At 63.9% G+C, this 25,576-nt stretch carries 23 protein-coding genes; 8 read left to right on the top strand and 15 right to left on the bottom strand.

Annotation, left to right across the window (positions count from 1 at the left end):
* Positions 1 to 230: 230 nt before the first annotated feature.
* Positions 231 to 1,475, bottom strand: coding sequence for a DUF459 domain-containing protein (locus DEJ54_RS01060; RefSeq protein ID WP_113152932.1), 1,245 nt, complete (start codon positions 1,473 to 1,475; stop codon positions 231 to 233).
* A gap of 36 nt (positions 1,476 to 1,511) precedes the next feature.
* A complete protein-coding gene (locus DEJ54_RS01055; RefSeq protein WP_113152931.1) occupies positions 1,512 to 2,738 on the bottom strand; it encodes a lytic murein transglycosylase in 1,227 nt (408 codons plus the stop codon).
* Positions 2,739 to 2,936: 198 nt separating this feature from the next.
* Between DEJ54_RS01055 and galU the strand changes: the two genes are divergently transcribed.
* On the top strand, positions 2,937 to 3,809 hold the full coding sequence (galU, locus tag DEJ54_RS01050) for a UTP--glucose-1-phosphate uridylyltransferase GalU (protein WP_113152930.1): 873 nt from the start codon (positions 2,937 to 2,939) through the stop codon (positions 3,807 to 3,809).
* A gap of 130 nt (positions 3,810 to 3,939) precedes the next feature.
* Here the strand turns inward: galU and DEJ54_RS01045 are convergent, their stop codons facing one another.
* Positions 3,940 to 5,547, bottom strand: a complete 1,608-nt coding sequence (locus tag DEJ54_RS01045) for an outer membrane beta-barrel protein (RefSeq protein WP_245447656.1) — start codon at positions 5,545 to 5,547, stop codon at positions 3,940 to 3,942.
* 176 nt (positions 5,548 to 5,723) lie between these two features.
* On the opposite strand from DEJ54_RS01045, the gene DEJ54_RS01040 reads away from it, so the two are divergent.
* Together DEJ54_RS01040 and DEJ54_RS01035 are read left to right on the top strand one after the other, a co-directional pair.
* Positions 5,724 to 6,719, top strand: coding sequence for an SIS domain-containing protein (locus tag DEJ54_RS01040; RefSeq protein ID WP_113152928.1), 996 nt, complete (start codon positions 5,724 to 5,726; stop codon positions 6,717 to 6,719).
* A 181-nt stretch (positions 6,720 to 6,900) separates the two neighbouring features.
* On the top strand, positions 6,901 to 7,113 hold the full coding sequence (locus DEJ54_RS01035) for a hypothetical protein (RefSeq protein WP_113152927.1): 213 nt from the start codon (positions 6,901 to 6,903) through the stop codon (positions 7,111 to 7,113).
* 101 nt (positions 7,114 to 7,214) lie between these two features.
* Here DEJ54_RS01035 and DEJ54_RS01030 read toward each other — a convergent pair whose 3' ends face one another.
* The 4 genes from DEJ54_RS01030 to DEJ54_RS01015 all read right to left on the bottom strand — a co-directional run bounded on the left by DEJ54_RS01030 (position 7,215) and on the right by DEJ54_RS01015 (position 12,295).
* Positions 7,215 to 7,676: an NfeD family protein gene (locus DEJ54_RS01030; RefSeq protein WP_113152926.1), complete on the bottom strand. Its 462-nt coding sequence runs from the start codon at positions 7,674 to 7,676 to the stop codon at positions 7,215 to 7,217.
* A gap of 4 nt (positions 7,677 to 7,680) precedes the next feature.
* Entirely contained in the window at positions 7,681 to 8,640 is a 960-nt protein-coding gene (locus DEJ54_RS01025) for an SPFH domain-containing protein (RefSeq protein ID WP_113152925.1), read from the bottom strand.
* Between the two features lie 201 nt (positions 8,641 to 8,841).
* Positions 8,842 to 9,906, bottom strand: a complete 1,065-nt coding sequence (hemH, locus tag DEJ54_RS01020; RefSeq protein WP_113152924.1) for a ferrochelatase — start codon at positions 9,904 to 9,906, stop codon at positions 8,842 to 8,844.
* Between the two features lie 127 nt (positions 9,907 to 10,033).
* Positions 10,034 to 12,295, bottom strand: a complete 2,262-nt coding sequence (locus tag DEJ54_RS01015; protein ID WP_113152923.1) for a 5'-nucleotidase C-terminal domain-containing protein — start codon at positions 12,293 to 12,295, stop codon at positions 10,034 to 10,036.
* A gap of 205 nt (positions 12,296 to 12,500) precedes the next feature.
* On the opposite strand from DEJ54_RS01015, the gene DEJ54_RS01010 reads away from it, so the two are divergent.
* Positions 12,501 to 13,010, top strand: a complete 510-nt coding sequence (locus tag DEJ54_RS01010; RefSeq protein WP_113156002.1) for an OsmC family protein — start codon at positions 12,501 to 12,503, stop codon at positions 13,008 to 13,010.
* On the opposite strand, the gene modC is transcribed toward DEJ54_RS01010, so the two are convergent.
* The 5 genes from modC to DEJ54_RS00985 form a co-directional block, all read right to left on the bottom strand.
* Positions 12,985 to 14,106: a molybdenum ABC transporter ATP-binding protein gene (gene modC / locus DEJ54_RS01005; protein ID WP_113152922.1), complete on the bottom strand. Its 1,122-nt coding sequence runs from the start codon at positions 14,104 to 14,106 to the stop codon at positions 12,985 to 12,987. The two genes, DEJ54_RS01010 and modC, sit on opposite strands and share 26 nt — an antisense overlap.
* On the bottom strand, positions 14,103 to 14,786 hold the full coding sequence (modB, locus tag DEJ54_RS01000; protein ID WP_113152921.1) for a molybdate ABC transporter permease subunit: 684 nt from the start codon (positions 14,784 to 14,786) through the stop codon (positions 14,103 to 14,105). The genes modC and modB overlap by 4 nt, the downstream gene beginning before the upstream one ends.
* 9 nt (positions 14,787 to 14,795) lie before the next feature.
* Positions 14,796 to 15,533, bottom strand: a complete 738-nt coding sequence (gene modA, locus DEJ54_RS00995; RefSeq protein ID WP_113156001.1) for a molybdate ABC transporter substrate-binding protein — start codon at positions 15,531 to 15,533, stop codon at positions 14,796 to 14,798.
* A 1,048-nt stretch (positions 15,534 to 16,581) separates the two neighbouring features.
* Positions 16,582 to 17,277 carry a tellurite resistance TerB family protein gene (locus DEJ54_RS00990; protein ID WP_113156000.1) on the bottom strand — a complete coding sequence of 232 codons (696 nt, stop codon included), beginning with the start codon at positions 17,275 to 17,277 and terminating at the stop codon, positions 16,582 to 16,584.
* Positions 17,278 to 17,396: 119 nt separating this feature from the next.
* A complete protein-coding gene (locus DEJ54_RS00985; RefSeq protein WP_113152920.1) occupies positions 17,397 to 18,134 on the bottom strand; it encodes an HD domain-containing protein in 738 nt (245 codons plus the stop codon).
* 107 nt (positions 18,135 to 18,241) lie between these two features.
* Between DEJ54_RS00985 and DEJ54_RS00980 the strand changes: the two genes are divergently transcribed.
* Positions 18,242 to 18,826 (top strand): TetR/AcrR family transcriptional regulator, encoded by a 585-nt coding sequence (locus DEJ54_RS00980; RefSeq protein WP_113152919.1) that lies wholly within the window; start codon positions 18,242 to 18,244, stop codon positions 18,824 to 18,826.
* 26 nt (positions 18,827 to 18,852) lie between these two features.
* Positions 18,853 to 19,026, top strand: a complete 174-nt coding sequence (locus DEJ54_RS00975) for a hypothetical protein (protein WP_245447654.1) — start codon at positions 18,853 to 18,855, stop codon at positions 19,024 to 19,026.
* A gap of 97 nt (positions 19,027 to 19,123) precedes the next feature.
* Here the strand turns inward: DEJ54_RS00975 and DEJ54_RS00970 are convergent, their stop codons facing one another.
* Entirely contained in the window at positions 19,124 to 20,074 is a 951-nt protein-coding gene (locus DEJ54_RS00970; RefSeq protein ID WP_113152918.1) for a rhodanese-related sulfurtransferase, read from the bottom strand.
* A 163-nt stretch (positions 20,075 to 20,237) separates the two neighbouring features.
* Between DEJ54_RS00970 and DEJ54_RS00965 the strand changes: the two genes are divergently transcribed.
* Both DEJ54_RS00965 and DEJ54_RS00960 read left to right on the top strand, forming a co-directional pair.
* A complete protein-coding gene (locus DEJ54_RS00965; protein WP_113152917.1) occupies positions 20,238 to 21,125 on the top strand; it encodes an N-acetylmuramidase domain-containing protein in 888 nt (295 codons plus the stop codon).
* 131 nt (positions 21,126 to 21,256) lie between these two features.
* Positions 21,257 to 21,895, top strand: coding sequence for a 2-dehydro-3-deoxy-phosphogluconate aldolase (locus DEJ54_RS00960; protein WP_113155999.1), 639 nt, complete (start codon positions 21,257 to 21,259; stop codon positions 21,893 to 21,895).
* A 75-nt stretch (positions 21,896 to 21,970) separates the two neighbouring features.
* Here the strand turns inward: DEJ54_RS00960 and DEJ54_RS00955 are convergent, their stop codons facing one another.
* Together DEJ54_RS00955 and DEJ54_RS00950 are read right to left on the bottom strand one after the other, a co-directional pair.
* Complete coding sequence (locus DEJ54_RS00955) at positions 21,971 to 23,692, bottom strand: DUF882 domain-containing protein (RefSeq protein WP_113152916.1); 1,722 nt, start codon at positions 23,690 to 23,692, stop codon at positions 21,971 to 21,973.
* Between the two features lie 280 nt (positions 23,693 to 23,972).
* On the bottom strand, positions 23,973 to 25,487 hold the full coding sequence (locus tag DEJ54_RS00950; protein ID WP_113152915.1) for a sigma-54 dependent transcriptional regulator: 1,515 nt from the start codon (positions 25,485 to 25,487) through the stop codon (positions 23,973 to 23,975).
* Positions 25,488 to 25,576: the final 89 nt, after the last annotated feature.

Raw genomic sequence — 25,576 nt, 5'->3', positions numbered from 1 at the left:
GAGAAGGTCCCGGCAGGGGGATGAGGGGCTGACGCGGTGCAAGAAAATCTCCTCATATTGTGGGGTTGGCAGAACCTGGCGCTCGCCCCTCATCCTCACCTTCTCCCCGCGCGCGGGAAGAAGGGGCCTCGAAGTCGGTGCCCCATCGCGTCATTCCACGCATCATGCGGGCGTCAGGTGATCCCACCTGCCTGCAGTGATCTGCGAGCCCCGAAGAGATCTGGATGAGATCAGGGCGTCACCGTGGCTTCTGGCTGCGGCGGCGTTTTCTTTTCTGCCACTGGTGCGACCGGACGTAACGAGAAATTGTCGGCGCGGCCGGGCTGACTTGATGTGGCGCTGTCGGCTTCCGCTTCGTCACTGCGCTGCTGTCGCCCGATCGGCTCCACCACGGCACCCATCAACTCCAGCCCGCCATCGAGCGCCGGGTCAGACAGCGAGATCGGCACGGTCCGGTCGACAGGTGTGGGCTCTTCGGGGAAGAGAACGAGGCTTGGCAGGTTCTCGATGCCGACCTCGCCGATATCGGGCGAAATGGCTTCGCCGAGAAGCTTGTTCAGCGGTTTCTCGACATAGAAGGCCACCTTGCGCTTGCCGGAACGCGTCAGGTTGATGCCATCGCTGCCGCGCAGCCGCACCGGTTGCCCGTTCATGTCCGGCCCGGTAAAGATGAAGGCCCCGTTTTCATCCACGAAACCGTCCCAGATGTCGACGAATGTGCCGCCTATGCTCTCCACTGTGGTCTTGTAGATGTCGTTGAAAGCCAGCATGTCGGACGACATGGTCGATGATTTGAAGGCCGGTAAGCCGCTCCACACGAGCGGGATCTGCTTTTCTTCGATGGCCGCCGCGAAGGTCTTGACGCGGTCGGTGTATTCGGCGAGCCAGGCCTCCGAGCGCGGGGCCTCGCGCTGACCGTCGATGCGCAGTTGCTGCCGGTCGTTGGAGCCGATCATCACGATCACGACGGTCGGGGAAACCTCTTCCAGAATGCCCGAAATCTCGGCATTCCAGTCATAATAGTCGTCGCGCACAAAGCCGGACGAACCGTTGCTGCGATTGATCACGCGCACACCGGGAGACTCTGCATATGCGTCGCTCAGGCCCTCTGCGAGCCCTCCGGCCATAAAGTCGCCAACGACCAGCACTGTGCGTGCATTCTCAAGCTTCTCCACTTCCGGCGGCGGTGGAGGCGTCGTTGGCTGGCGGGGTGCGGCGCGTGTTGTCGAGCGGCTGGGACTTCGCGTGGCCGGCTGGCTGCGGCGCTGGCTGGGTTGCCGCACCGCAGGGCGCTCGGGCTCGCGTTGGCGCGCCCGCCCGCCGAACAGGAAATCCAGAAGGCCGCGACTTCTCTCCTGGGCCCCGGCAGGCGAGGGCGTGGAGAGGATAACGGGCAGGGCGAGGCTTAACGAGATGATGGCAATGACGAAGCGTTTGCCGCCTTCTCGTCCTGCCTCTGCCCTGTCCGTTTTCATGTCCTGTTTCCCCTGTCTCCGGTCAATTGTCTCCGGTCAGTTCCCGCGCAGGCGGCGGAGCACTTCCTTGCCCGGATGGCCGTCTTCCTGCATTCCGTTGCGGGACTGGAAGGCGCGGATCGCGGCGCGCGATCCGGAGCCGATCTTGCCATCGATGGGGCCGTCATAATAGCCAAGCGCACCAAGGCGGCGCTGCAGTTCTTCCGTCTCGTTGTAGCTGAGACGTTCGAACGGACGATTCCAGTCACGCACGAGGCCGCCATAGCCGGCGATTTCGTCGGCAAGAAGGCCCACGGCAAGCGCGTATTTGTCTGAATTGTTGTAGCGCTTGATGACCTGGAAATTCTTGGTCACGAGGAAGGCGGGGCCTGCGCGACCGTCCGGGACCTTCAGCTCGGCGCTGTCGTTCGGACGCGGGAAAGGCTTGCCATTGGCGCGCACGACGCCGATGGAAGCCCAGCGGGCAAGCGACATGTTGCCGCCCGGGAACTTGCGTCCGCCTGGCAGCGCAGCCGTTTCATAGCCCCAGGTTTCGCCGGTGCGCCAGCCATTGCGGCGCAGCAGGTTTGCTGCGGTGGCAAGGGCGTCCGGGATCGAGGTCCAGATGTCGCGGCGGCCATTGCCGTCCATGTCGACCGCATAGGCCTGATAGCTGGTGGGGATGAACTGCGTGTGGCCCATCGCGCCGGCCCAGGAGCCGGTCAGGTGGCCAACATCAATGTCGCCGCTCTGCAGGATCTTGAGCGCGGCGATGAGCTGCTGGCGGGCAAATTTGGCGCGGCGCTTGTCGGCATAGGCGAGGGTGGCCAGCGAGCGCGGCACACTGCGCATGACGCGTTCGTTCTTCAGCACTTCGCCATAGTTCGATTCGATCGACCAGATGGCGAGCAGCACATAGCGGCTGACGCCGTACTGGCTTTCGATGCGGTCGAGCCAGGGTTTCCACTGGCGGGCGAGCTGCTGGCCGCGCTGGATGGCGTCGGCCTGAACGCGGTTGTCGAAATATTCCCACGCCTCGGCGCGGAATTCGGGCTGGTAGCGGGCTTTCTCCAGTACCTCCGGATCGGGGGCGGTGATGCCGCGAAAGGCGCGGTCATAGGTGGCGCCGGAAACGCCGTTCTTGATCGCAACAGCGCGAAACTGCTGGACCCAGCGCTGGAAGCCGGCATCGGCGCTGGCCGGCTGGAGGGTTACGGTAAATGCGAGCACGAAAGAAGCGATCAACGTCGCGACGAGGTTTCGTGGGGGCAAGCGGAACAACATCACGATCTCCGTTACAGGTAGTCCAGCCTTTCCATGGCAGGTCCCGGTTAGAAAAACGTTTACCATGCTGTTAATGTCCGTGATCGGGTTCTCCGGAACTTGTCACGATATACGCGCATTCATTCAGGAAACATCAATCCGACGTTGCTAAGGCAGCGCCAAACGCCTTCATTTCAACCTTTCGGGGATAGATTTCTGATGACGAAACTTCGCAAAGCGGTATTTCCTGTCGCTGGTCTGGGAACGCGTTTTCTTCCGGCCACCAAGGCAATCCCCAAGGAAATGCTGACTGTCGTCGATAAGCCCGTGATCCAGTATGTCGTCGATGAGGCCCGCGAAGCCGGCATTGAGCACTTCATTTTTGTGACCGGACGCAACAAGGCGGTCATTGAAGATCACTTCGACATTCAGGTCGAATTGTACGACACACTGGAGCGGCGCGGCAAGAACGAGGTTCTCGACCGCCTGCACAGCATGCAGCCGCTGCCCGGCCAGACCAGCTTCACCCGTCAGCAGGAGCCGCTGGGCCTTGGTCACGCCGTCTGGTGTGCGCGTGAACTGGTGGGCAATGAGCCCTTCGCGCTTCTTCTGCCCGACATGATCATGCAGTCGCCCAGGGGCTGCCTGTCGCAGATGGTGGAACTCTTTGAAAAGACGGACGGAAACGTTGTCTCCGTCGAAGAGTGCGAGCCCTCGCAGACCCACAAATACGGCATCGTCGGTCGCGGCGATACGGTTGCCGGTGGGTTCGAAATCAACGCCATGGTGGAGAAGCCGAAGCCCGAGGATGCGCCGTCGAACTTCTACATCAATGGCCGTTACATCCTGCGACCGGAGATCTTTGACCTTCTCGCCGAGCAGGAGCGCGGTGCGGGTGGCGAGATCCAGTTGACCGACGCCATGCTGAAACTTCTGAAGAATCAGCCCTTCCACGGTTTCCCCTTCACGGGCCGCACATTCGACTGTGGTTCGCCGGAAGGTTTCGTGGAAGCGAACCTCGCTTTCGCGCTGGAACGCCCCGATCTGCGCGAGCATGTGCTGCGCGTCGTAGAGGCCTCCGGCCGCGTCTGACGCAATTTTGAAAAACGCCGTCATTTTCTCCGAAATGGCGGCGTTTTGTCTTTTTTGCGGAAATTCCGCACCGAATTCTGGAAAACTGATTTTCCCGGATCACCCTGCGTCCGAATGGACGCCCAGGAATCTAGCGCTGCATGCGCACGCCGAGGAAGACGCTGCTTGCGTCATACTCCCGGCTGGGGAGGCTGCTGGTGCGTTTCTCGTAACGCGCCCGACCGGTGAGGCCGAGCGTGCGGTTGAGCCACCAGGTCATGCCGGCTTCGCCGTTCATCGTCAGATCGTGCCCGCCATTTTCATAGTCGCGCCAGGAAAGTCCGGCGGCGGCCTCGGCCGTCAGATTGGCGCGGATCTGGCGTTCCACCCGCAGGGTTCCCGAGTGAAGAATCGAGCCGCTGTCACCGGGATCGGTGGTGCCTTCAATCGTGGTCGAGGCGTCGAGGCGCACATCGGTGCCGCGCTGCGGCGACCAGTTGAGCGCGGCGGCAAGCGCAAGCCCTGAAACCGTGTTGAGGCGGTCGTCGTCGATGTCTTCTGCGACCCAGCCGATGGAGGCTTCGCCGGACAGTTTTTCTTCAATGTCGACCATGACGCCGGCGCGGGCGGCGAAGCGTGTGGCCGAACGCTCATAGCCGGCGCTGTCTCTCTCTTCATCGTAGAAGCGACGACCGATCTCGCCTTCGATGAAGGGTGCAAGGGCTGGCGAGATGGCATAGCCGGTGCGCAGGCGCAGCGTGGCCAGCGTCGAGTTGCGCTCTTTCTGCGAAAGCGTGCTGCCATTGATGAGCGTGGCGTCGCCATAATGCTCGCGCGTCAGGGAGCCGGTGGCGCTCAGCCGCAGCTTGCCGAGATCCTTGGAGAGGCCAAGGCTGCCGTCGATGATGTGGCGCAGCGGCCGGTCTTCGACCCCGACGATGACGACGGGGGAGGAGGCGGATTCCGGGCTGATCGTGTAACCGAGGCTGGCAAGCGCCGTATAGTCGCCCGCCAGATCGAAACGCAACGCGCCATCGATGCCGCCTTCGATGTCTGAAACCGCTTCGCCCGAAACGGATTTGCGGTAGATGCCGTAAGCGTCGATGGTGGCAGCGTGGCGCGCCCAGTCGGACACGGCGTTGAGCCGGAGCGTGGTCTCCGAGATCGCCGCCTCGCCGCTGCCAGGGCTGGAATCGGCATTCGTGGTCCAGGTCACGCCCTGTTCGAGCGTGGGGGTGACGGTGAACGTGCCGACGCGCAGGCCGAGCGGCGCATAGGGATTTTCTTCCGAAGCCTGAAAATTACTCTCGATGGCGCCGACGCGGGGGTTGAGGGCGTCCGTGCTGTCAGCCCGGTCGACGCCGTCGGTCTCGTCCAGAACGCCTTCGGGAATGCCATTGGTGACGACACCGTCGAGCGGCGTCTGGCCGGCCTGCGCGGGAAGGTTGCGCGCCTCGCGGGCGCGCTCGCGCGCGATGGCGGTCGATGGTGTGCGGCTGGAACGGCTGTTGCTGGTTTCGGCTGGCGCTTCCGCAGAAGCCGGATCGCCCGACGGGCTCGGCGTGACGGGTTCATAGCGCGGGGCGGGCAGGCCCGTTTCCGCACCAGCGCCACTCTGTATGGAAGAGGTGATGTCTGTTTCGGAAACGAGCCCGCGCAGACCACTGACTTCCTGCGCCGTAGCGACGCCGTAGACACATGCTGAAAGACTGAGACCCAGCGCAGTGGATCTGCGCCATATGCGCGTATTCCAACCCACTCTGAAACCGGGAGAAGACATTCAGATCCAGACTATAAAGACACGCCACAATTGTACTTACCCAGCAGTAAATCATCGTGGTTAACAAAACCTTGTGTGCATGTGTCTACGCCTGGGGCGGGCACAATGGACAAACTGAATGGACAGCGCGGCATCAAGGCGGTAATGGCAATGCCATGCTGAAAGACTCTTCCATGAACCTGGACCAGCAAAGCGTTATCGCTTCTGCCGTTCGCACGCTTGAAACCGAACGCGCCGGACTTAAAGAACTGGCCGAAGCCCTCGACAACGGGCTTGCCGAACCCTTTGCCGAAGCGGTGCGCACCGTTGCCGGGATCAGGGGGCGCCTGATCGTTACCGGCGTGGGCAAGAGCGGGCATATCGGTTCCAAGATTGCCGCCACCATGGCTTCCACGGGAACGCCGGCATTCTTCGTGCATCCCGCCGAAGCCAATCATGGCGATCTCGGCATGATCGGCAGCGACGATGTCATCCTTGCCATGTCGTGGTCGGGCGAGACGACCGAGCTGCATGGCATCATCGCCTATGCGCGTCGCTTCGCCATTCCGATCATCGCAATCACCGCCGGCAAGGCTTCGGCGCTGGCGAAGGAAGCAACGGTGGTGCTCGGTCTGCCCCGGGCTCCCGAAGCCTGCCCGCATGGGCTCGCCCCCACCACCTCGACCGTGCTGCAACTGGTGATCGGCGATGCGCTGGCCGTGGCGCTTCTGGAGGCGCGCGGCTTTACGGCTGACCATTTCCGCACTTTCCATCCCGGCGGGCAGCTGGGCGCAAAGCTGACGCAGGTGCGCCAGATCATGCATTCGGGCGCGGAGCTTCCGCTGGCGAAAAGCGGTGCGCTGATGCGCGAGGCCATTCTGGAAATGACCCAGAAGGGCTTTGGCTGTGTCGGCATCACCGATGGCGATGGCGCACTGATCGGCATCATCACCGACGGCGATCTGCGCCGCCACATCGACAGCGAGCTTCTGGCGATGACGGTGGATCAGGTGATGACCCGCGATCCGAAGACGATTGGGCCGGAAACGCTGGCCGAAAGCGCGCTGCAGATCGTCAATTCCTCGTCGATCACCACGCTGATGGTGGTGGAGGGCGGCAAGCCCTGCGGCGTGGTGCATCTGCACGACCTGCTGCGGATTGGCGCTGCCTGAATCTGACAGGCTGTAATTCAGAACCATGTGAAATTGACAGGCGCCCCGTTTCAAGCGGGGCGTTTTTCGTTTGGCTGAAGGGGGGAGCAGGACTGACCGGTTCGCTCGCTTAGTGGCTGTGTGCCGCCAGCGGGGATGATGCCAAGGGGTACAATTCTGCAATTGGGGGCGAACCCATCGCGTGTCATATTGGCCGAATGCACCGTCATACACCCTGCTCACGATCATCGTGGGATGCGCCATTCTGGGCCTGACGGTGAATGTTGGCTACGCCCTGCTTTTTTCGACCGGTGTTCTGGGTCGGGCTTACCAGAAATTCAGCAAGTGGATCGAAGGCGTGTTGGCTCTGGTCTTTGGCTATGCCGGTCTCAGGCTGCCCCTGTCCCGATCATGATGGCCGGAGCGCTGCCTGTTCTGAAACAGGCGGTGGCAGAGGCGTTTTTGATGGCAGATAAAAAAGCCCCGGACGCTACAGGCTCCGGGGCTATTTGTGGTTCAGACTGCCTCGACGCGCAATGTGGAGCCGTCCACCGCTGCGATCTTCACGCGCGTGCCGGCCGGGAGGTCAGGACCGGCGACGCGCCATAGCGTGTCATCGAGCCGGACGCGGCCAAAGCCGTTTTCGATGGCCTGTTCGAGCGTTGCCGTGCGGCCGACAAGCTGCTCGGTGCGGCGGTTGAGGAGCGGCTGATCCGTCTCCTCGTTTCTGCGTGAATCCATGAAACGCTTGCCGCCATAGGCCGAGAGCAGGGACAGCGCCAGGAAGACGAGAACCTGCACGTGCCAGGTCCACATCGCCGCATCCCATAACTGGAGCGACAGCGTTCCGGTCAGGATTGCGGCGATGCCGATCCACAGAAGGAAAACGCCGGGCGCCAGGATTTCCGCCGCCAGCAGCACAAAGCCAAGCAGCATCCAGTTCCAGGGGCCGAGTTCAGCGACGACATGCTCGATCATGGGGCTATTCCTGTGCGGGACCCGTACGCGGCGGGCGGGCTGAGGAGGCCCGGTTCTTCGGGGCGGGGGCCGTGTTTCCATCGCTGAAGACTTCGCGGGCGATGGCGCCGATGCCGCCGAGAGAGCCGATCAGCGAGGAGGCTTCGAGCGGCATCAGAACGACCTTGTTGTTGTTGGACGAACCGATGGTCGCCAGTGCGTCGGTGTATTTCTGGGCCACGAAGTAGTTCACCGCATGCACGTCGCCGGCGGCGATGGCGTCGGACACGACCTGCGTTGCACGGGCTTCTGCCTCGGCGGCGCGCTCGCGGGCCTCGGCATCGCGGAAGGCTGCTTCCTTGCGGCCTTCGGCTTCGAGGATTTCGGCCTGCTTCAGACCTTCTGCCTCGAGGATCTGCGCGCGCTTGTTGCGCTCGGCCATCATCTGTCGGGCCATGGATTCAACCAGATTGGCCGGCGGGTTGATGTCCTTGATCTCGACGCGGGTCATCTTGATGCCCCACGGGCTTGCGGCGTCATCGACAATGCGCAGAAGTTTTTCGTTGATCGCGTCGCGGTTGGACAGGAGCTCATCGAGATCCATCGAGCCCATGACGGAGCGGATGTTCGTCATGGTCAGGTTGAGGATGGCGTTTTCCAGACCGGAAACCTGATAGGCGGCTTCGGCGGCGGTGAGTACCTGATAGAAGGCGACGCCATCGACGGCGACGATGGCGTTGTCGCGGGTGATGACTTCCTGGGTGGGGACGTCGAGCACCTGCTCCATCATGTTCATCTTCGCGCCGACGCGGTCGATGAACGGGACAATGATGTTGAGGCCGGGGGTGAGGGTTTTCGTGTAGCGACCAAACCGCTCCACCGTGAAGTTGAAGCCCTGCGGCACCGTCTTGATGCCTGCAAAAAGCAGCAGGACAACGAGGACCACCAGGACGGGGATGAGTATGTCAAAACCGGAGAAGGGCATTATCGGCTCCTGAAACCGCCCCGGAGGGGCTTGTATTGAATCGCGTGGCGCACTGTAAGGTTGTAACCCGCTTTGTGAAGACCTTAACCGCAGGCAAAACCATAACCCAACGGCTCAAATTGTCGGGCATGCATGCTCTGCGGGCGGAATACGCCGCGCATATGTTGCGCCAAATGTGACGCGTGGATGGCGAGGCCGGGTTTATACCCAGCCTGCCAGCTCGCGCCGCACCAGCGTTTCAATGACAGCCATGCCTTCTTCGGTGTCGTTGAGGCAGGGGATATGCGTGAAGTTCGTGCCGCCGGCCTCGTGGAAGATTTCTCCGGCCTCGCCGGCGATTTCTTCCAGCGTCTCCAGACAGTCGGACACGAAGCCGGGATTGAAGACGGCGATGGATTTTACGCCTTCCTTCGCGAGCTTCTCGACCGTCTTGTCGGTGTAGGGCTGGAGCCATTCTTCGGGGCCGAAGCGGGACTGAAAGCAGGTCATCAGCTTCTTCTCGTCCCAGCCGAGGCGCTCGCGCAGAAGGCGCGAGGTTTTCTGGCAATGGCAGTGATAGGGATCGCCGCGCTGGAAATAGCTCTGCGGGATGCCGTGATAGGAGGCGATGACGACTTCCGGTTCGAAGTCGAGGCTTGCCAGATGCGTTTCGATGGAGCGGGCCAGCGCTTCGATATAGACTGGCTCGTCCTGATAGGAGGGCACGGTGCGGATGGCCGGCTGAAAGCGCATCTTCATGAGCGCTTCGAAGAACTTGTCGTTCACCGTCGCCGTGGTGGTGGCGGAGTATTGCGGGTAGAGCGGGAACATGACGATGCGGTCGCAGCCGCGTTCCATCATGCTCTTCGTGACCGTCTCGATTGAGGGCTGGCCGTAGCGCATGGCCCAGTCGACGACGACATGCTCATGCTCCGACAGGGCCCCGGCGAGCTTTTCGCCCTGGGCGCGGGTGAAGGTGCGCAGGGGCGATTCGTTACGCTCGTGGTTCCAGATTTCCGCGTAGGCCGCACCGGACTTCTTGGGCCGCGTGTTGAGCACGATGCCGTGAAGGATCGGATACCAGATGGCTCTTGGCCATTCGATGACGCGGCGATCCGACAGGAATTCCTTCAGATAGCGCCGCATGGGGGCGTAATCCGTGCCGTCAGGCGTGCCGAGATTGACGAGCAGAACGCCAACCTTGCCGATGCGCACCGGCGGGTGGTCTGCTGGCAGGGGGCCGACCGCCTTTGCGGCGGAACGGTCGATAGTGGTGGGGAGATTCATGCTTTGGCTCCGATCATGCAGGGGAAGCTAGCGAAGCCGGGCGGGTTTTCAATGCAGCGCGTGGCCGCAGGGGCGAAAAAATGAAAAAGCCCCGCCGTTTGGCGGGGCTTTCAGGGGTTTTATGGGGTCAGTTGGCCGCAGGCAGGGTGATGACCATGCCCACTTTGAGCCGGCCGGGATCCATCTGCGGGTTTGCATCGGCAATGTCGCGCCATTTGGTGGCGTCGCCATACTGCGCGCGGGCGATCTCCCACAGCGTGTCGCCGCGGGCGATGGTGTAGGTGTTCTTGTCACCATCCATCATCTTTTCCGCGTCTTCCGCAGTCTTGCTGGCCATCTCCCCGGTGGCTTCGGCTGCGTTTTCGGCAACCTCTTCGACCTTGTCGGCTGCGCCTTCGGTTGCAGAGGCCGCATCATCGGCGGTCTTCTCCATGGCTTCGCCGGCGTCGTCCGCCATCTTCTTCGCGCCTTCGGCTGCGCCCTTGGCGGCTTCTGCGGCCTTGTCGGCTGCAGTTTTGGCCATGGAGGCTGCATCATCGGCCGCTTTTTCGACGGCGTTGCCTGCGTCTTCCGTGGCCTTTTCTGTGCCCTCGGTCATCTTCTTCATGGCAGCGTCGGCTTCACCGGCGGCCTTCTCCGCCATCTCCTTTGCGCCTGCGACAGCGCCTTCGACGGCTTCCTTTGCCTTCTCGGCAACGCCCTCAGCCATGGTCTTGGCGTCGTCGGCGGCCTTTTCCATCGTCTCGCCGGCCTTGTCCATCGTCGATGCGGCAACCCTGGTGATGCGGCCATCCAGAGACGGTTTGTAGGGGCTGTTGGCGGCCAGATAATCGGCGAGAACCTGCTCGAGGCCCGGACCGTAGTCATAGGCGTTCTGGGCGTTCAAGGCGAAGAGCTTGTAGCCGTCACCGCCATTGCGCGTGAAGTTGTTGGAGGCGACCGTGTAGGTGGCGTCCGGGTCGATTGCGGTCCAGCCGTCGCCATCCTTCACTTCGACGGACTGGATGCGGCCTTCGCCGGGTGCGACGGACGGGTTGAAGCTGAAGCGCAGGCCGGAGACCTGCGGGAAACGCCCGGCGCCGTCCTCGATCTGGCTCACGCCGCTTTCAAGCGAGGCAACGACATCTTCGCCCTTGATCTGGAAGGTGGCGAGCGTGTTCTGGAACGGCAGCACGCCCAGCACCTCGCCCATGGTGACTTCGCCGCCATCGATGGAGGCGCGCAGCCCGCCGCCATTGGTGATGGCGAACTGGACACCCTGATCGGCGGTGCGCGCGACCATGGCGTCGGTCACGAGATTGCCCATCTCGCACTCACCGGCGCGGCAGGTCTCGCGGCTGCCATCCACCGGGGCTGCGGTTTCGGCGACGATCTTGTTCTTCAGCTCCTCGATGGGGCCGCCCAGCTCCAGCACGCGGGCGACGACCGCCTCGTCCTTGTCGACGGAAGCATCGATCAGCTTGACGTCGCCGGTGGCGGCGGTGACCACGCCGTCATCGTTGAAGGTGAGCTTGAGTTCGCCGAGATATTTGGAATAGGAGCCGGCCTGCACGACGGGCACCTGATGGCCGTCGGGATTGTCGACCATGGTCGGGTAGGGGCCTTCGGCGCCTTCGATGGCGTTGGAAAGCAGCGTGTTGGAATGGCCGCCGACAACCACGTCGACGTCGGGGATCTTCGCGATGGCTTCGAGGTCGCGCGGGTAGCCCACATGGGTGAGTGCGATGACCTTGTTTGCGCCCTCGGCGGTGGCGGCTTCAACGGCTGCGGTGATGCCGGCCACATCCTCGATGATGGAGACGTTCTCGCCGGGCGAGGAAAGCTCGGCCGTGTCATTGGCGACCGCGCCGACGATGGCGATTGTCTCGCCGCCCACATCGAGCAGGAGATATTCTTTCACCCGGTCGCCCAGTGCGGAAGCTTCCCTGGCCTTGACGTTGGAGCCGAGCACGGGGAACTCGACCTTGTCGAGGAAGGTCGCCAGACCGTCTTCGCCGTCGTCGAACTCATGGTTGCCGACGACCATGGCGTCGGTCTTCATGAGGTTCAGGAACTCGGCTTCGGCCGCGCCCTTGTAGGTGGTGTAGAAGAGCGATCCCTGGAAATTGTCGCCGGCGTTGAGTAGCAGGACGTTTTCACCGTCCAGCGCCTGACGCGCTTCGGCCACGGCGGTGACGAGGCGGGCAGCGCCGCCGAAGCACTTGCCCTCGGCATCGTCTTCAGCCGAGCAGGTGGAATCGTATTTGTTGATTGGCTCGATGCGGCTGTGCCAGTCGTTCATATGGAGAATGTTGAGCGTGTAATCGGCAAACGCCGCGCCTGCGCTCAGGGCCAGTGCCGATGCGGTCAGCGAGGCAATGGCAAGACGCTTGGATATGGTAGTTCGCATAGTGACTTCTCCCGAATGGCAATTCGCGGTCTCTAGCGCCGCATTGTGACGTCCCGTTGAAGACGGACCCGGCGGCATGTTTCCACCGGCTTGAAGGTGATGCAAGTGAAACTTGGGTGGCAAACCGTAAGTTCGCGGGCACGTGCTTATGGTGCTATTCTGGGGTTTGATGGCGAGCCCGGTGGGCTCGAAGGAGGTGTATGCCATGGACGCTGCAGAACTGCGCGCCATTCAGGCGCCGATCAAGGACCGCTATCGCGGTGAGCCGGGCGCAGCCCTCATCACGCTTCACGCCAGGGGCGCGCTCGACGATCAGAACATTGCCTGCAAGGTGGAGACCGGCCGCGCGATCGCCATTGCCGGACTGCATCCGGCGACGGGCGGAACGGGGCTGGAGCTGTGCTCCGGCGACATGCTTCTGGAGGCGCTGGTCGCCTGCGCGGGCGTGACGCTGAAGGCCGTGGCCACGGCGCTGGAGATACCGCTCCGGGCGGGCGTGGTTTCAGCCGAGGGCGATCTCGACTTTCGCGGCACGCTGGGCGTGGTGAAGGATACGCCGGTGGGTTTTGCGGAAATCCGGCTGTCCTTCGATCTCGATACGGATGCATCGCAGGAGCAGCTCGATCAGCTGTTGAAGCTCACCGAGCGCTACTGCGTGGTCTACCAGACGATTGCGAATGGCCCTTCGCTCAGCGTGGCGATGACGCGGATGTGAGCCCGCCGCGCGGGCTTTCGATGCGCGCCATCTCGACGGAAACGGCCTTGAGCAGGGCGTGGACCCGGCTGCCCGGCTGAAGGCCGAGTGCATCCGCCGACTTCGCCGTGATGCGGGCCAGAAGCTGCTGCCCGCCAAAGCCGAGCGCAACGGTGGCGAACGCGCCGTCACGGCGAATCTCCTCGACAATTGCGGGAAGCTGGTTGCGGATCGACAGCCCGTCATGCGGCGCATTGGCGATGGCGACATCGCCCGCCCGCACGCGCAGCCGCACCGTCATGCCGGGTGCAAACCCGTTTCCGGTCAGCTCGATGCGGTCGTCATCAAGCGCGATGACGGCGGTGTGGTAAGCGGGGTCAACATCCGTGATGCGGCCTTCAAGGATGACGCCGGCCTCGTCGGGATCGCCGCCGGCGGCAAGGCCGAGGCGTGCGAGGATGGCGGCGGCGGGACCGCTGTCGGCCACGCGTCCGTTTTCGATCAGCACGACCGTGTCGGCCAGACGCGCGACCTCCGAGGTTTCGTGGCTCACATAGAGGATGGGAATGCCGGCCTCGGTGCGGATCGCTTCCAGATAGGGCAGGATCTCGTTTCGCCGCGCCTTGTCGAGCGAGGAGAGCGGCTCATCCATGAGAAGCAGCGCGGGGTCGGCAAGCAGCGCCCGGCCAATGGCGACGCGCTGGCGCTCGCCGCCTGAAAGCGTGGCGGGTGCAGCGTCGAGCCGGTCTTCAAGGCCAAGCAGGGCCACCACTTCATCGAAGGCGCGGGATGCCGGACGGCGACCGGCCCAGCGGGCATAGGTGAGGTTCCTGCGCACCGAGAGATGCGGGAAGAGGCGCGCATCCTGAAAGACGAAGCCGATGCCGCGTTTTTCCGGCGGGAGGTTCGTTCCCGTGGCCGAATTGAACAGCGTGCGCCCGCCAGCCACGATGCGTCCCGACTGCGGCCGTGCCGTGCCGGCGATCATCTTGAGCAGGGTCGATTTGCCCGCGCCGGATGGCCCGAACAGCGCGGTGACGCCTGCGCCGGCCTGGAAGGCCGTTTCGATCTCGAAGCTGCCGGCGCGGCCCCTGATGTCTACGTGTAGAGTGCTCATGCGCGTCCTCCGGCGGTGAGCCTGCGGGCCAGATATTCGGACGCGACGATGGCGGCGAGCGCCAGGGCGATGGCGATTGCGATCAGGCGAAGGGCGGCGGCATCGCCCGATGGCGATTGCAGCAGCGCATAGATGGCGAGCGACAGGGTCTGTGTTTCACCGGGAATGTTTGAGACGAAGGTGATCGTCGCCCCGAACTCGCCAAGCGCCTTGGCGAAGCCGAGAACGGCGCCTGCTATGACGCCCGGAAGGGCGAGCGGCAGGGTGACGGTGAAGAACACGGTGAGACGCGATGCGCCGAGCGTGCGCGCGGCCTCGCCAAAGCCCTGATCCATGGCTTCCAGCGACAGGCGGATGGGCCGCACGAGGAGCGGAAACGCCATGACGCCGGCGGCGAGCGCCGCGCCCGTCCAGCGGAAGGCGAAGCTGATGCCGAACAGGTTTTCAAAGAGCTGGCCAAGCGGCCCTTTGGAGCCGAACAGGATCAACAGGCCGTAGCCGGTGACGACCGGCGGCAGCACGAGCGGCAGGGTGACCAGCGCCTGAACGACGCCCTTTCCGGGGAACTGTTTGCGGGCCAGAAGCCAGGCGACCGCAAAGGCAGGAACGAGCGCGCAGAGGATGGCGGTAAACGCCACCCTCGCGGACAGGAGTATGATCGAAAGTTCGGTCTCGCCCATGTCGGCAGTCTATTCCGTAGCTTCGGAAAAACCGAGATCGGTAAAGATCGCGCGGCCGGCCTCGCTTTTCAGGAAGGCGAGAAAGGCTTCGGCGCTTTCGGCTCCATCCTTCGTGGCGGCGGCGGGGTAGAGGATCGGCGCATGGCTGTCTGCCGGGAAGACATAGGCCCGCACCAGATCGCCGGCGGCTTTCTGGTCCGATCCGTAGACGATGGCCGCTTTGACCTCGCCACGGCTGGCGAGCTCCAGCGCCACGCGGACGTTTTCACCGAACACGGCGTTCTTCTCGACGTCTTTCCAGAGATCGAGGTTTTCGAGCGCCGTGCGGGCATATTTGCCGGCGGGCACATGGCTCGGATCGCCCATGGCGAAGCGCTCGTCAAGCAGGGCGTCGGGGCTGTCGGCCGGCTCTGTGCCCTCTGCGGCTGCGATGACGAGATTGTTGCCGGCGATGATGGTCTCGCTGTCGGCCCGGACCAGATCGCGCTCGACCAGATACGCCATCCAGTCGGTGTTTGCGGAGATGTAGACATCCGCCGGCGCACCGGCCTCGATCTGGCGGGCGAGAACGGAGCTGGAGGCAAAGGAGACGACCACTTCGTCGCCACCGGCTGCCTGATATTCGCCTGCGGCGCGCTCAATGGCGTCCTTCATGCTGGCAGCGGCGAAGACGGTGAGTTTTTCGGCGGTAGCCGCCGTGGAAAGAGAAGCGAGGAGGGCGAGGCTCACAAGAGCACGTTTGAACATGGAACCACCATAGGTCATTGGCGCGGACGGGTGCCGCGCGCCGGTCAACGGGAATGCATGGTGGTCAGGTCTGGACATTCGCGCCCCGAATGCCGCCCGAACCTTGGGACAGAGGCAGCCATCACGCGCTGCCCGGTTTGGATATTAGGAGGGCGGTGACGGCGGGGTCAAGGGAGGATGGGGCAAAGCTCTGGGGATGGGGGTGGTGTGGTGGCGCGCTTGGTGACGGGGTGTGTGTTTCGCGAATGCCGGTGCCCGCCCCTCATCCTCACCTTCTCCCCGCAGGCGGGGAGAAGGGGGCGTTGATTGTGGGGCCGGGTTGTTTGACGGCGTGCGGCCTTCGGTCTTTAGGCGGGGCGGTTGCGCAGCTTCCTTCTCCCCGTTTGCGGGGAGAAGGTCCCGGCAGGGGGATGAGGGGCGGGCGGCAATGTTTGTGGATTTGCGTTGGTTTGGCCGTGGGGGCTGCGGCGATGCCGGTGCCCGCCCCTCATCCTCACCTTCTCCCCGCATGCGGGGAGAAGGGGGCGTTGACGGTGGGGCCGGGTCGTTTGACGGCGTGCGGCCTTTGGTCTTTTGGCGGGGCGGTTGTGCAGCTTCCTTCTCCCCGTTTGCGGGGAGAAGGTCCCGGCAGGGGGATGAGGGGCGGGCGGCAATGTTTGTGGTGTTGCGTTGGCTTGGCCGTGGGGGCTGCGGCGATGCCGGTGCCCGCCCCTCATCCTCACCTTCTCCCCGCATGCGGGGAGAAGGGGGCGTTGACGGTGGGGCCGGGTCGTTTGACGGCGTGCGGCCTTTGGTCTTTAGGCGGGGCGGTTGCGCAGCTTCCTTCTCCCCGTTTGCGGGGAGAAGGTCCCGGCAGGGGGATGAGGGGCGTGCGGCAGTGTTTGTGGTTTTGTGCTGACTGGGCCGTGGGGGCTGCGGCGATGCCGGTGCCCGCCCCTCATCCTCACCTTCTCCCCGCATGCGGGGAGAAGGGGGCCTCGACGTTGAGGTCGGCTTTTCGTCGTGGTGGCCATGACTGGAAGATCATGACCGGACGGTTGAGAAACGGTCAGGCCGTTGCTTCGGAGACGGTTGCCTCGATGTGGTCGACAAGCGGGTCGGGCAGGCGCAGGCGGCCGGCGAGCATGTCGAGATAGCCGCGCTCGGCGCGGGTCTTCGGCTCTATGGTGAGGCGCGATGCCGTGTAGAGTTCGATCTTCTGGGCGTCGGTCTGTGCGGCCTCGACCAGCGCATCGAGATCCACCGGGCGCTCCAGCTCGCGCATGAGGAAGGCTTCCTCTTCGCTGTCGATGCCGGAAAGCTTGAGCTTGTCGGCGATCTTGGCGCGCTCGCCTTCATCGATATGGCCGTCGGCGCGGGCGGCGGCGATCATGGCGCGCACCAGCGCCAGCGCGAATTCGCCCTCGCCCTGCGGGGCCTGGGCCGGGTTGAAGCTGGTGTCTTCCGGGGGCGGCAGAAGCTCGCCTTCTTTCGCGGCCTCGGTTGGCTCCTTGCCGGACTGATAGTTCTGATAGGCCTTGTAGGCGATGCCGGCCACGGCGGCGATGCCGCCGAGCTTGAGCGCGCTGCCGGTGACGGAACGCCCCGTGCTGGTGCCCAAAAGGACGGCCGCGATGGCGCCGGTTGCAAGCGGATTGTCCTTGGCGAGCTGAACCGCCTGGCCCGCCTTGTCGCGCACGGTTCCCTGCGTTCCGGGCACCTGTGAGCCCAGAAGGTCGTTCAGCAGCTTCTTTGGATCAAACATCCGCATCTCCTCTTTTCGCGCCTGTCGCGCCGTAGCATTGGCGAAAAGGTAGGAAGGCATTTGCGGCATTGCAATGTTGCAGGGCGCTGCAACCGGCATGGGACGACGAAAGTCCAATGTCATCCGAACGGCTCGGCAGGAGCCTTGCCGCCTGACAGCCCGGTCATGATGGCGGGGCGGGTGCCCTTTCTGTGTTCGGCGGTTTCGAACCGGAGGGCTTCGATCACGCCGTCGCGCGGGAAACGCTCCAGGACCTTTGCGAGCGAGGCAGGTGCGATGCGGTGGCGGCCAGCGCCGAAAAGATCGCAGACCGCGCCGCGCGACACCAGATGCGCCTCCGCGCCATGGGCGCGGCCGGACACCCATCCGTTGAGATGGAGCGCGATGGCGTCGCCGACCTTTCGGCCGGTCTCGCCGCCATGTCCTTTCGCGCAGAGATGATCGCGCACCCGCTCGCCGCCGCTGAGCGCAAAACAGCGCGTGCAGAGTGACGGCTCGTGGCGCTCGGTCAGGCCGATATCGTGCAGGATTGCGGCGGCGAAGAACAGGGCGGGATCGTGGTCGATGCGCTCATGGGCCGCGATCAGCGCGCCGAACAGATAGGTGCGCCAGCTATGGAAAAGCAGCGCATCGCGATGGGTCTCCGTGGCGAGCTGAAGCGCATCTTCGACCAGTGCGGTCTGCGGCGGCATCAGCGCGTCGAGCGAGACCGGAGCCGGGGTGAGAAGGCCGAGGCGGTGGCGAACCGTGTCGAGTGCCTGCTGCACCTGCACAAAGGCGAGATTGCCGATGAGGCGGATTTTTTCGCCGCCGCTCAGTGTTCCATCCGTTCCGTGGCCCCAGGCGAGTGTGCCCATGGCTGCATTTCCAGGATGTTTGGATTGGGTCATTGTGATGTGCCTTGATATTTGTACTGTTTCGCATAAAAATGCACGGAGATGAATTTTATGCAAGATGGTACAAAATGATTGCACGCCGAGGACGTCCGCCTGCCTATGACCGCGAAGCGGCGCTGATGGCCATTGCGGAAGCGTTTCGCCTGCGCGGCTATGCCGCTGCCTCGCTGGACGAGATCGCGCGGGCGGCGGGGATGAACCGGCCCAGCCTTTTCGCCGCGTTCGGCAACAAGAAGGCCATGTATCTGGCCGCCCTTGAAGATTACCGGCGGCGGATGGAACGGGCGGTCTCGCCGGCGCTGGAGCGCGAGGGGCCTCTGGGCGATGCGCTGACGGGGTTCTTCGACGCGGCGATCGGCTTCTATGGCGAGGGGGCTGCGCCGGGCTGTCTGGTTCTGTGCACGGCGACGGCGGAAGCCCCGGCCGATGAAGAGATCGCAGCCGCGCTGGCGGACACGATCAGCGGGATCGAGGCGCAGCTTACGGCGCGGATTGCGCGGGAAGCGGCTGACGGTGAAGTGGCGGGGCTGGCGCAGTTGATGGTGTCGGTGCTGATATGCATTGCCGTTCAGGCCCGTGCGGGCGCGGACGAGGCGGCGCTGAAGCGCTTTGCGCGCGCCGGCGTGGCTGCGGCATTGCGTCAGGCTCTGTGATCGGGCTTTGACATTTCGCGCATCGGGTGGCGCTGTGGTTCGGCCTTGCCGATACGAGCCCGGTGCATTCGCCGGACTTCGGTGCGACGCTGGATGGCCGTTTCGCCAACAGCACGCTGCACCGGCTTGAAGGCGAGGGCAGCGCCATTCTGTGGAGCCATGCGGACGCGATACTCGAGGGTCTGGCCGCAGCGGTCTAGAGCAATCCGCTTTTCCAGGAATCGCGAAAACGCTCTAAATCATTGGTTTTGCGCAATTCCGGACGGAAAACCGGTTCCCGCTTTTCCTGGAATTGCTTTAGGCTTTGTGCTTCTCTGACGGCGCGCCGATGGGGAAGCTCTCGCCGCGCTTTTCGGCCAGTTCCACCTGGCGCTGGCGCTCGGCATAGCGGGCGCGGTCTGCTTCGCTGCGGGTTTCGGCGCAATGCGGGCAGGAAATGCCTTCCTGAAACAGCGGGGATGCGCGCTCCTCCGGAGTCAGCGGATGCCGGCAGGCGCGGCAAAGCGTGGCGTCGCCCTCTTCGAGACCGTGGCGCACCGAGACGCGTTCGTCGAACACGAAGCACTCGCCTTCCCACAGGCTTTCTTCGGCCGGAACCTCTTCCAGATATTTCAGGATGCCGCCCTTGAGGTGATAGACGTCATCGACGCCGATCAGCTTCATATAGGCGGTGGCCTTTTCGCAGCGAATGCCGCCGGTGCAGAACATCGCGACCTTGCGGCCCTTGAGCCGATTGAGGTTGCGCTCGGCCCAGGCGGGGAAGTCACGGAAGGTTTCCGTTTCCGGATCCTCGGCGCGCGAGAAGGTGCCGATGGCGGTTTCGTAGGCGTTGCGGGTGTCGACGACCAGCGTGTCGGGATCGGCGATCAGCGCGTTCCAGTCGGCAGGCTCCACATAGGCGCCGACCTGATTGACGGGATCGACCTCGGGCACGCCCATGGTGACGATCTCCTTCTTCAGCCGCACCTTCATGCGGTGGAAGGGCATTTCGGAGGCCGTGCTGTATTTGACCTCGATGCCCTTGAGGGCGGGGATCGTTTCCAGATGGGTGATCAGCGCGTCGATGGCTTCGGGCGCGCCGGCAACGGTGCCGTTGATGCCCTCGGCGGCCAGCAGAAGCGTGCCGCGAATGCCGTTCTTCTCGCAGAAGGCGGCAAGCTGCGGACGTAGCGCCTCATAATCCGGCAGGGCGGCGAAACGATAAAGAGCGGCGACGCGGAACGTCTGGTCTGGCGAGGATGAAATCATGCGCGGTCTCCTACGCTTCTCCTTTTCAGCTTGCAAGAAAAAGCCGCGTTTTCCTCGGTTTGAGGGGGCGGATGCGGGTTTGCGCGGGTTTTCCTGAAGCGCGTTTTCTCCCCGGCTGCGGGGGCGGGTCGATAATTCCTGAAAACGGAGAGGGACGAGCGCGATGTTTTCGGACGCGGAGATCGGTGAAATCAGGGATGCGGCGCTGGCGGCGGGGCTGGAGCCGGCGCTGCTTCTGGCGGTGGCGCAGGTGGAAAGCGGCGGGCAGGTGTCGGCGATGGTGCGCGGCAGGGCGGAGCCGCCGATCCGGTATGAGGGGCATTATTTCGACCGCCGGCTTTCCGGCGCGAAGCAGGCGGCGGCGCGGGCGGCGGGACTGGCTTCGCCCGAGGCGGGTGCGATTGCCAATCCACGCAGCCAGGCGGCGCGCTGGGCGCTTTTGAAGGAGGCGGCGCGCATCGACCGCAAGGCGGCCTATGAGTCGGTGTCGTGGGGCGTGGGGCAGGTGATGGGCGCGCACTGGAGTTGGCTCGGCTTTGCCGATGTGGAGGCGCTGGTAGCGGAGGCGCGCGAGGGGCTTGCCGGGCAAATGCGCCTGATGCTGCGCTACATCGAAAAGGCCGGGCTGAAGGAGCCGCTTGCCGCGCATGACTGGGCGCGGTTCGCGCGTGGCTATAACGGGCCGGGCTACCGGCGAAACCGCTATGACCGGAAGCTGGCGCAGGCTTATCGCGCATATGCCGGGAAGCGTGTCGAAGGAAGGCCGGCTGCCGATGGTCTGCTGAAAATGGGTGCGCGGGGAGAGGCGGTGGAAAGCGTGCAGACCATGCTTTCGGCGCAGGGCTATCCGGTGGTGGCGGATGGCGTTTTCGGGCGGCGGACCGAAGAGGCGCTGAAACGGTTTCAGGCGGAAGCGGGTGTCACGGTGGACGGTGTTGTGGGGCCGGTGACCCGTGCGGCGCTTCGGCGGAGCCTGCCGTTCACAGGGCTTTTCGCGCGCGCAAAAGCGTTTGTTCTGCGCCTCTGGCGCGATTTGCCACGGGCGTTTTGAGCGTTGCGGCTTGCCAGTTTCGGAAGAAAAGTGTTCATGGGCGGCGAAATCGATGTATTGAACCGTTTTAAAAGTGCGGTTTCGCACAAAACAGACAGGCCTTGAGGAGAGGTGTGCACATGAACGCTGCCATGCAGAAGAAGAACGACGTATTGCTGGCGATCCTTGAAGGACAGCCGGTCATTCCGGTTCTGAAGATCGACCGTCTGGCAGATGCCGTGCCGCTGGCCCGCGCGCTGGTGAAGGGCGGGCTTCCCGCCATCGAGATCACGCTGCGCACGCCGGACGCCATCGATGCGATCCGTCTCGTCTGCGAGGAAGTGCCGGAGGCGATTGTCGGTGCGGGCACGATCCTGACCTCGAAGGATTTCTCCTATGCAGTGGCGGCGGGCGCGCGGTTCATCGTGAGCCCCGGCATCACGCAGGAGCTGCTTGATGCGGCCTCCATGTCCGAGGTGCCTTTCCTGCCGGGCGCGGCGACGCCGAGCGAGGTGATGGCCGCGCGTGAGGAAGGCTACAGCCTGTTGAAGTTCTTCCCGGCCGAACAGGCAGGCGGTGCGCCCTTCCTGAAGGCGCTTTCGTCCCCGCTGGCTTCCATCCGCTTCTGCCCGACGGGCGGCGTGTCGCCGAAGAATGTGGGTGACTATCTTTCGCTGCCCAACGTGATCTGCGTTGGCGGCTCCTGGGTTGCGCCTGACAAGGCGATTGACGCAGGCGACTGGGACGCCATCGAAGCGCTGGCGCGTGAGGCAAGTGGCCTTAGGGGCTGATCGCCTTTTCGCGAAAACCAACGCACAAAAAAAGCGGGGCCTGGCCCCGCTTTTTTCATGTCTGTTTTCGGCTCGTCAGTTGGTGCGGAACCGGGCCATGGAAATGAAGTTCACGGCCTTGCCGGTGAAGCGCGTGGCGTCGGCGACGGTCACGTCCTGCTGGAACCCGGTCGTGTAGACGGTTTCAGGCGACCGGACGAACTCGCTGTCGAATGCCGGCGGCTGTGTCGGCTTTACGGCTTCGTTCAGCATGGAGTTGCGGCTGAGTGCGCGGATCGGCGCTTCGCCGGTTGCCGCAACGACGACGGGCTGTGCGCCCGGTGCGATGTCGTTGGGGCCGGGCTTGGCCGATTTGCGCGTGCTGCGCGAACGGATTTCCGGGCGCGGGGCAGCCTGCTGGTCCGCACGGGCCAGAAGCGCCTGACGCGGCGATGCGGAGACGGGCTGGCCACGTTCAGGCTGTGCCGGAGCCGCGGCAACCGTGACGGCAGCCTGCTCATCTACCTTGAGCGCAAAGTCGCTCTCAGGCGCGGTGACTGCTGCGGGCTGCGGACGCGGCTGGGGCTGTGCAGCGAGGGTAAACTCGTCGGACGGCGCAAGAGCCTGAGCCGGACGGCTGGACGGCAGCGGCATGTAGGCGGCCGTGGTGATCGGCTCTTCTTCCTGCGTGGCATCGGCCAGCACGCCGGCAATGGCGTCGGAGGCCTGGGGTTCTGCAGCGGCGATCTGTGCAAGCGCTTCCTGCGTTGAGGTTTCAGGCGCGTATTCCGGACGCTGCGTGGGCGTCGGAATGTTCGCTGCGACCAGAACGGCAGTACCTGCATCCTGCGGCGTTGCCTCCTCAATGGTCGGCGCTTCCTCAACCGGCTTTACCTCGAAGGGCAGGGGTTGCTGGCCAACTTCGGCGGCAGGGCGCGGTGCGGCGCGCGGCGTGGGAACGCTGCGCTGCGGCAGGGCGGCAAGGATCGTGCCCGGCGTCTCGGGCTGCGGCTCAGGTGCGGCTGCCGGGGCAGGCGCGCGGCGGGCTGCCGGCTGACGCGCAGCAACCGTTGTGGTTTCTGCGTTATCCTCTTCCTCGTCGGCGCCGCCGCCGAACAGCGTGGCGAGAAGACCGCGTCCACCGCCGCTATTGCTCTTGCTGCCGGTGTCGCGGGCGACCTGAATGGTGCTGCCCTTGCGCTTGCGCGCTTCATAGGAGGCGAGCGCCTGCTTGTAGCCGGGGAGCGGTTTGCCGTCGGTCGGCACGTGGATCGTGTTGCCGCTCGGGAACACGGCGAGAAGCTCCTTGCGGCTCATGCGCGGCCAGTGGCGCACGCCGCCGACATCGATATGGATGAAGGGCGAGCCGGAACGCGGGTAATAGCCGACGCCGCCGGCCTGAAACTTCAGGGCGGAATTGCGCAGGGTGGAGAGCTTCACGCCGGGAATGTAGAAGTCGATCGCCTTGCCGAGCATGTGCTGGCTCTTTTTCGCGACGCCGCTGGAGCGGCTGCGGAGCATGGCGTTGGTCTGCGGCGAACGATAGGCGGACACGACATGGATGTAATCGCGGGCACCGGCGGCGCGGTAGGTCTCCCAAAGCAGGTCGAGAACCTGCGGATCCATGTTGGTTGGTTCGTTGCGACGCCAGTCGCGCAGGAAACGGTTCACCTGCTTCAGGCCGCTCTGGATGTAGCGTCCGTTGCGCTTGTAGGTGATTTCCGCGCGCTCCTTGGTATGGATGAAGTAGAGCTTCAGCGTGCGCGTTTCAGCGTGCGCGGCAGGCGCTGCTGCCAAAAGCGCGCTGGCTGCGAGCATCAATCCGGCGAGGAACCTCACGCGTGCGAGTGAAGCCAAGCGCCATACAGGTGCGTGAACGTCGTTCTGTCTCAAGGTCCGTGGCCTTACAGGCTGGTGTTTGTCCCCCGAGCCTTTGGCCCGGAACTCTGTCTTCCCACCTTACGAGTATTCGATTTAATGGTTAATTCCATCTTATTAAAGTAGGAATGCGCAAAGACGATGGCGATATCGTGGCGAAGCGTGACGACGCGCCGCAGGGTAAACGCCAGGTTAATGCGTGGACTGTGCTCTATTGGCCTCAGTCTTCATTCGGGCGTGTGCGCCCGGTCGGATCGATCCCGAGATCCTTGAGCTTGCGGTATAATGTCGAGCGACCAATGCCGAGACGGCGCGCTACTTCGCTCATCTGGCCGCCATAATGTTCGATGGCGAGCCGGATCATGTCGTTCTCGATCTCTTCAAGCGGACGGATCTCATTGTGACCGTCCAGCGCCTTGATGAAACCCTTCTGAACCCGCTCTGCCGGCGTTGCTGCTGTCCCGCCCGTTGTCTCTTGGCGGTGCTCGGGGGCCAGCGCTTCCTGTGCGGGTGAGGCGGTGACAGCCTCGAACTGGGCCTCATAGGGGTCGATCCCTTCCACCTGCGCGCGGATCTGCGGGAAGTCGGCGACATCGAGGACGCCCGTCTCGCAAAGCACCACGGCGCGGAAGACCGCGTTTTCGAGCTGGCGGATATTGCCGGGCCAGTCATAGCGTTCCAAAAGCGCAAGGGCCGGGCGCGCAATGCCGGTGACGCGGCTTGCCGCACTGTCTGCAAAGCGGGCGATGAAGGCCTGCACGAGAAGCGGTATGTCTTCCTTGCGGTCGCGCAGCGGCGGAACCATGATCGGGAAGACGTTGAGGCGGTAGAAGAGGTCTTCGCGGAAGCGGCCCTCCTTCACCCGCTCAATAAGGTTCTGATTGGTGGCCGAGACGAGGCGGATGTCCACCTTGCGCGTGCCGCGCCCGCCGACCGGATCGATCTCGCCTTCCTGCACCGCGCGCAGAAGCTTGACCTGAACGTCGAGCGGCAGATCGCCGATCTCATCGAGAAACAGGGTGCCGGTGTCGGCCTCGGCAAATTTGCCGGCGCGCTTTTCGGTTGCGCCGGTGAACGCGCCCTTGTCGTGACCGAACAGGATGCTCTCCACCAGCGTGTCGGGGATCGCGCCACAATTGACGGTGACGAAAGGTTTGGGGCGGCGGGCGCTTGCTGCCTGAATGGCGCGGGCGATCAGCTCCTTGCCGACGCCGGATTCACCTTCGATGAGAACCGGGATGTCGCTCGCGGCGGCCTTTTCGCCCAGCTTCATGACGCGCGCCATGGAGGGGCTGTTGGTGGCGAGGGCTTCGAAGGAGGCGGTTTCGGCGGGCTTCTGGCTCCTGCGCTGGCGCGTCTCCATCGCGCGGACCTTGAGCGCATTGCCGATGGCCGCGCCTAGGCGGGCAGGGGCAACGGGCTTGACGATGAAATCGAACGCGCCGGCGCGCATGGCTTCGACAGCCGTGTCGATGCTGCCGCGCGATGTCTGGACGATGACGGGAATGTCTGTTCCGTCGCCATTGAGGTGTTCGAGCATTTCAAGCCCGCCCATCTCCGGCATCATGAGATCGAGAACGATGGTGCGCGGCGTCTGTTCGGTGCGCTCCAGAACGCCAAGCGCTTCGCGTCCGTTCTCGGCAAGCAGCGCCGTGTGCCCGAGTTTCTCCACCGCAGCCTGAAGGAGGCGGCGCTGGACCGGGTCATCATCGACTATGAGAACGGCTTCCGACATGTCGCATTTATGCAATGGCGTTAGAGTATCGAGCGCGCTTTCCGCGCACGGGCTGGATCAAAATGGCATAGGCTTCTAAACAAGGGTTC

Origin of the sequence: Nitratireductor sp. OM-1, from assembly GCF_003296175.1 — a bacterium.
In the GTDB taxonomy this organism is placed as follows: Bacteria; Pseudomonadota; Alphaproteobacteria; order Rhizobiales; family Rhizobiaceae; genus Nitratireductor; species Nitratireductor aquimarinus.
This window is presented reverse-complemented; position numbering and strand designations above follow the sequence as displayed.

Excerpts from the sequence above, each read along its gene's own strand:
- hemH (WP_113152924.1), bottom strand. The coding sequence starts at position 9,906 with ATGAATCTCCCCACCACTATCGACCGTTCCGCCGCAAAGGCGGTCGGC.
- DEJ54_RS00965 (WP_113152917.1), top strand. The coding sequence starts at position 20,238 with ATGTTTTCGGACGCGGAGATCGGTGAAATCAGGGATGCGGCGCTGGCG.
- modB (WP_113152921.1), bottom strand. The coding sequence starts at position 14,786 with ATGGGCGAGACCGAACTTTCGATCATACTCCTGTCCGCGAGGGTGGCG.
- DEJ54_RS00980 (WP_113152919.1), top strand. The coding sequence starts at position 18,242 with ATGATTGCACGCCGAGGACGTCCGCCTGCCTATGACCGCGAAGCGGCG.
- modC (WP_113152922.1), bottom strand. The coding sequence starts at position 14,106 with ATGAGCACTCTACACGTAGACATCAGGGGCCGCGCCGGCAGCTTCGAG.
- DEJ54_RS00950 (WP_113152915.1), bottom strand. The coding sequence starts at position 25,487 with ATGTCGGAAGCCGTTCTCATAGTCGATGATGACCCGGTCCAGCGCCGC.
- DEJ54_RS01015 (WP_113152923.1), bottom strand. The coding sequence starts at position 12,295 with ATGCGAACTACCATATCCAAGCGTCTTGCCATTGCCTCGCTGACCGCA.
- DEJ54_RS01040 (WP_113152928.1), top strand. The coding sequence starts at position 5,724 with ATGCTGAAAGACTCTTCCATGAACCTGGACCAGCAAAGCGTTATCGCT.
- galU (WP_113152930.1), top strand. The coding sequence starts at position 2,937 with ATGACGAAACTTCGCAAAGCGGTATTTCCTGTCGCTGGTCTGGGAACG.
- DEJ54_RS00970 (WP_113152918.1), bottom strand. The coding sequence starts at position 20,074 with ATGATTTCATCCTCGCCAGACCAGACGTTCCGCGTCGCCGCTCTTTAT.
- DEJ54_RS01030 (WP_113152926.1), bottom strand. The coding sequence starts at position 7,676 with ATGATCGAGCATGTCGTCGCTGAACTCGGCCCCTGGAACTGGATGCTG.
- DEJ54_RS00985 (WP_113152920.1), bottom strand. The coding sequence starts at position 18,134 with ATGGGCACACTCGCCTGGGGCCACGGAACGGATGGAACACTGAGCGGC.
- DEJ54_RS00990 (WP_113156000.1), bottom strand. The coding sequence starts at position 17,277 with ATGTTTGATCCAAAGAAGCTGCTGAACGACCTTCTGGGCTCACAGGTG.
- DEJ54_RS01010 (WP_113156002.1), top strand. The coding sequence starts at position 12,501 with ATGGACGCTGCAGAACTGCGCGCCATTCAGGCGCCGATCAAGGACCGC.
- DEJ54_RS01055 (WP_113152931.1), bottom strand. The coding sequence starts at position 2,738 with ATGTTGTTCCGCTTGCCCCCACGAAACCTCGTCGCGACGTTGATCGCT.
- DEJ54_RS00955 (WP_113152916.1), bottom strand. The coding sequence starts at position 23,692 with ATGCTCGCAGCCAGCGCGCTTTTGGCAGCAGCGCCTGCCGCGCACGCT.
- DEJ54_RS01060 (WP_113152932.1), bottom strand. The coding sequence starts at position 1,475 with ATGAAAACGGACAGGGCAGAGGCAGGACGAGAAGGCGGCAAACGCTTC.
- DEJ54_RS00960 (WP_113155999.1), top strand. The coding sequence starts at position 21,257 with ATGCAGAAGAAGAACGACGTATTGCTGGCGATCCTTGAAGGACAGCCG.
- DEJ54_RS01025 (WP_113152925.1), bottom strand. The coding sequence starts at position 8,640 with ATGCCCTTCTCCGGTTTTGACATACTCATCCCCGTCCTGGTGGTCCTC.
- modA (WP_113156001.1), bottom strand. The coding sequence starts at position 15,533 with ATGTTCAAACGTGCTCTTGTGAGCCTCGCCCTCCTCGCTTCTCTTTCC.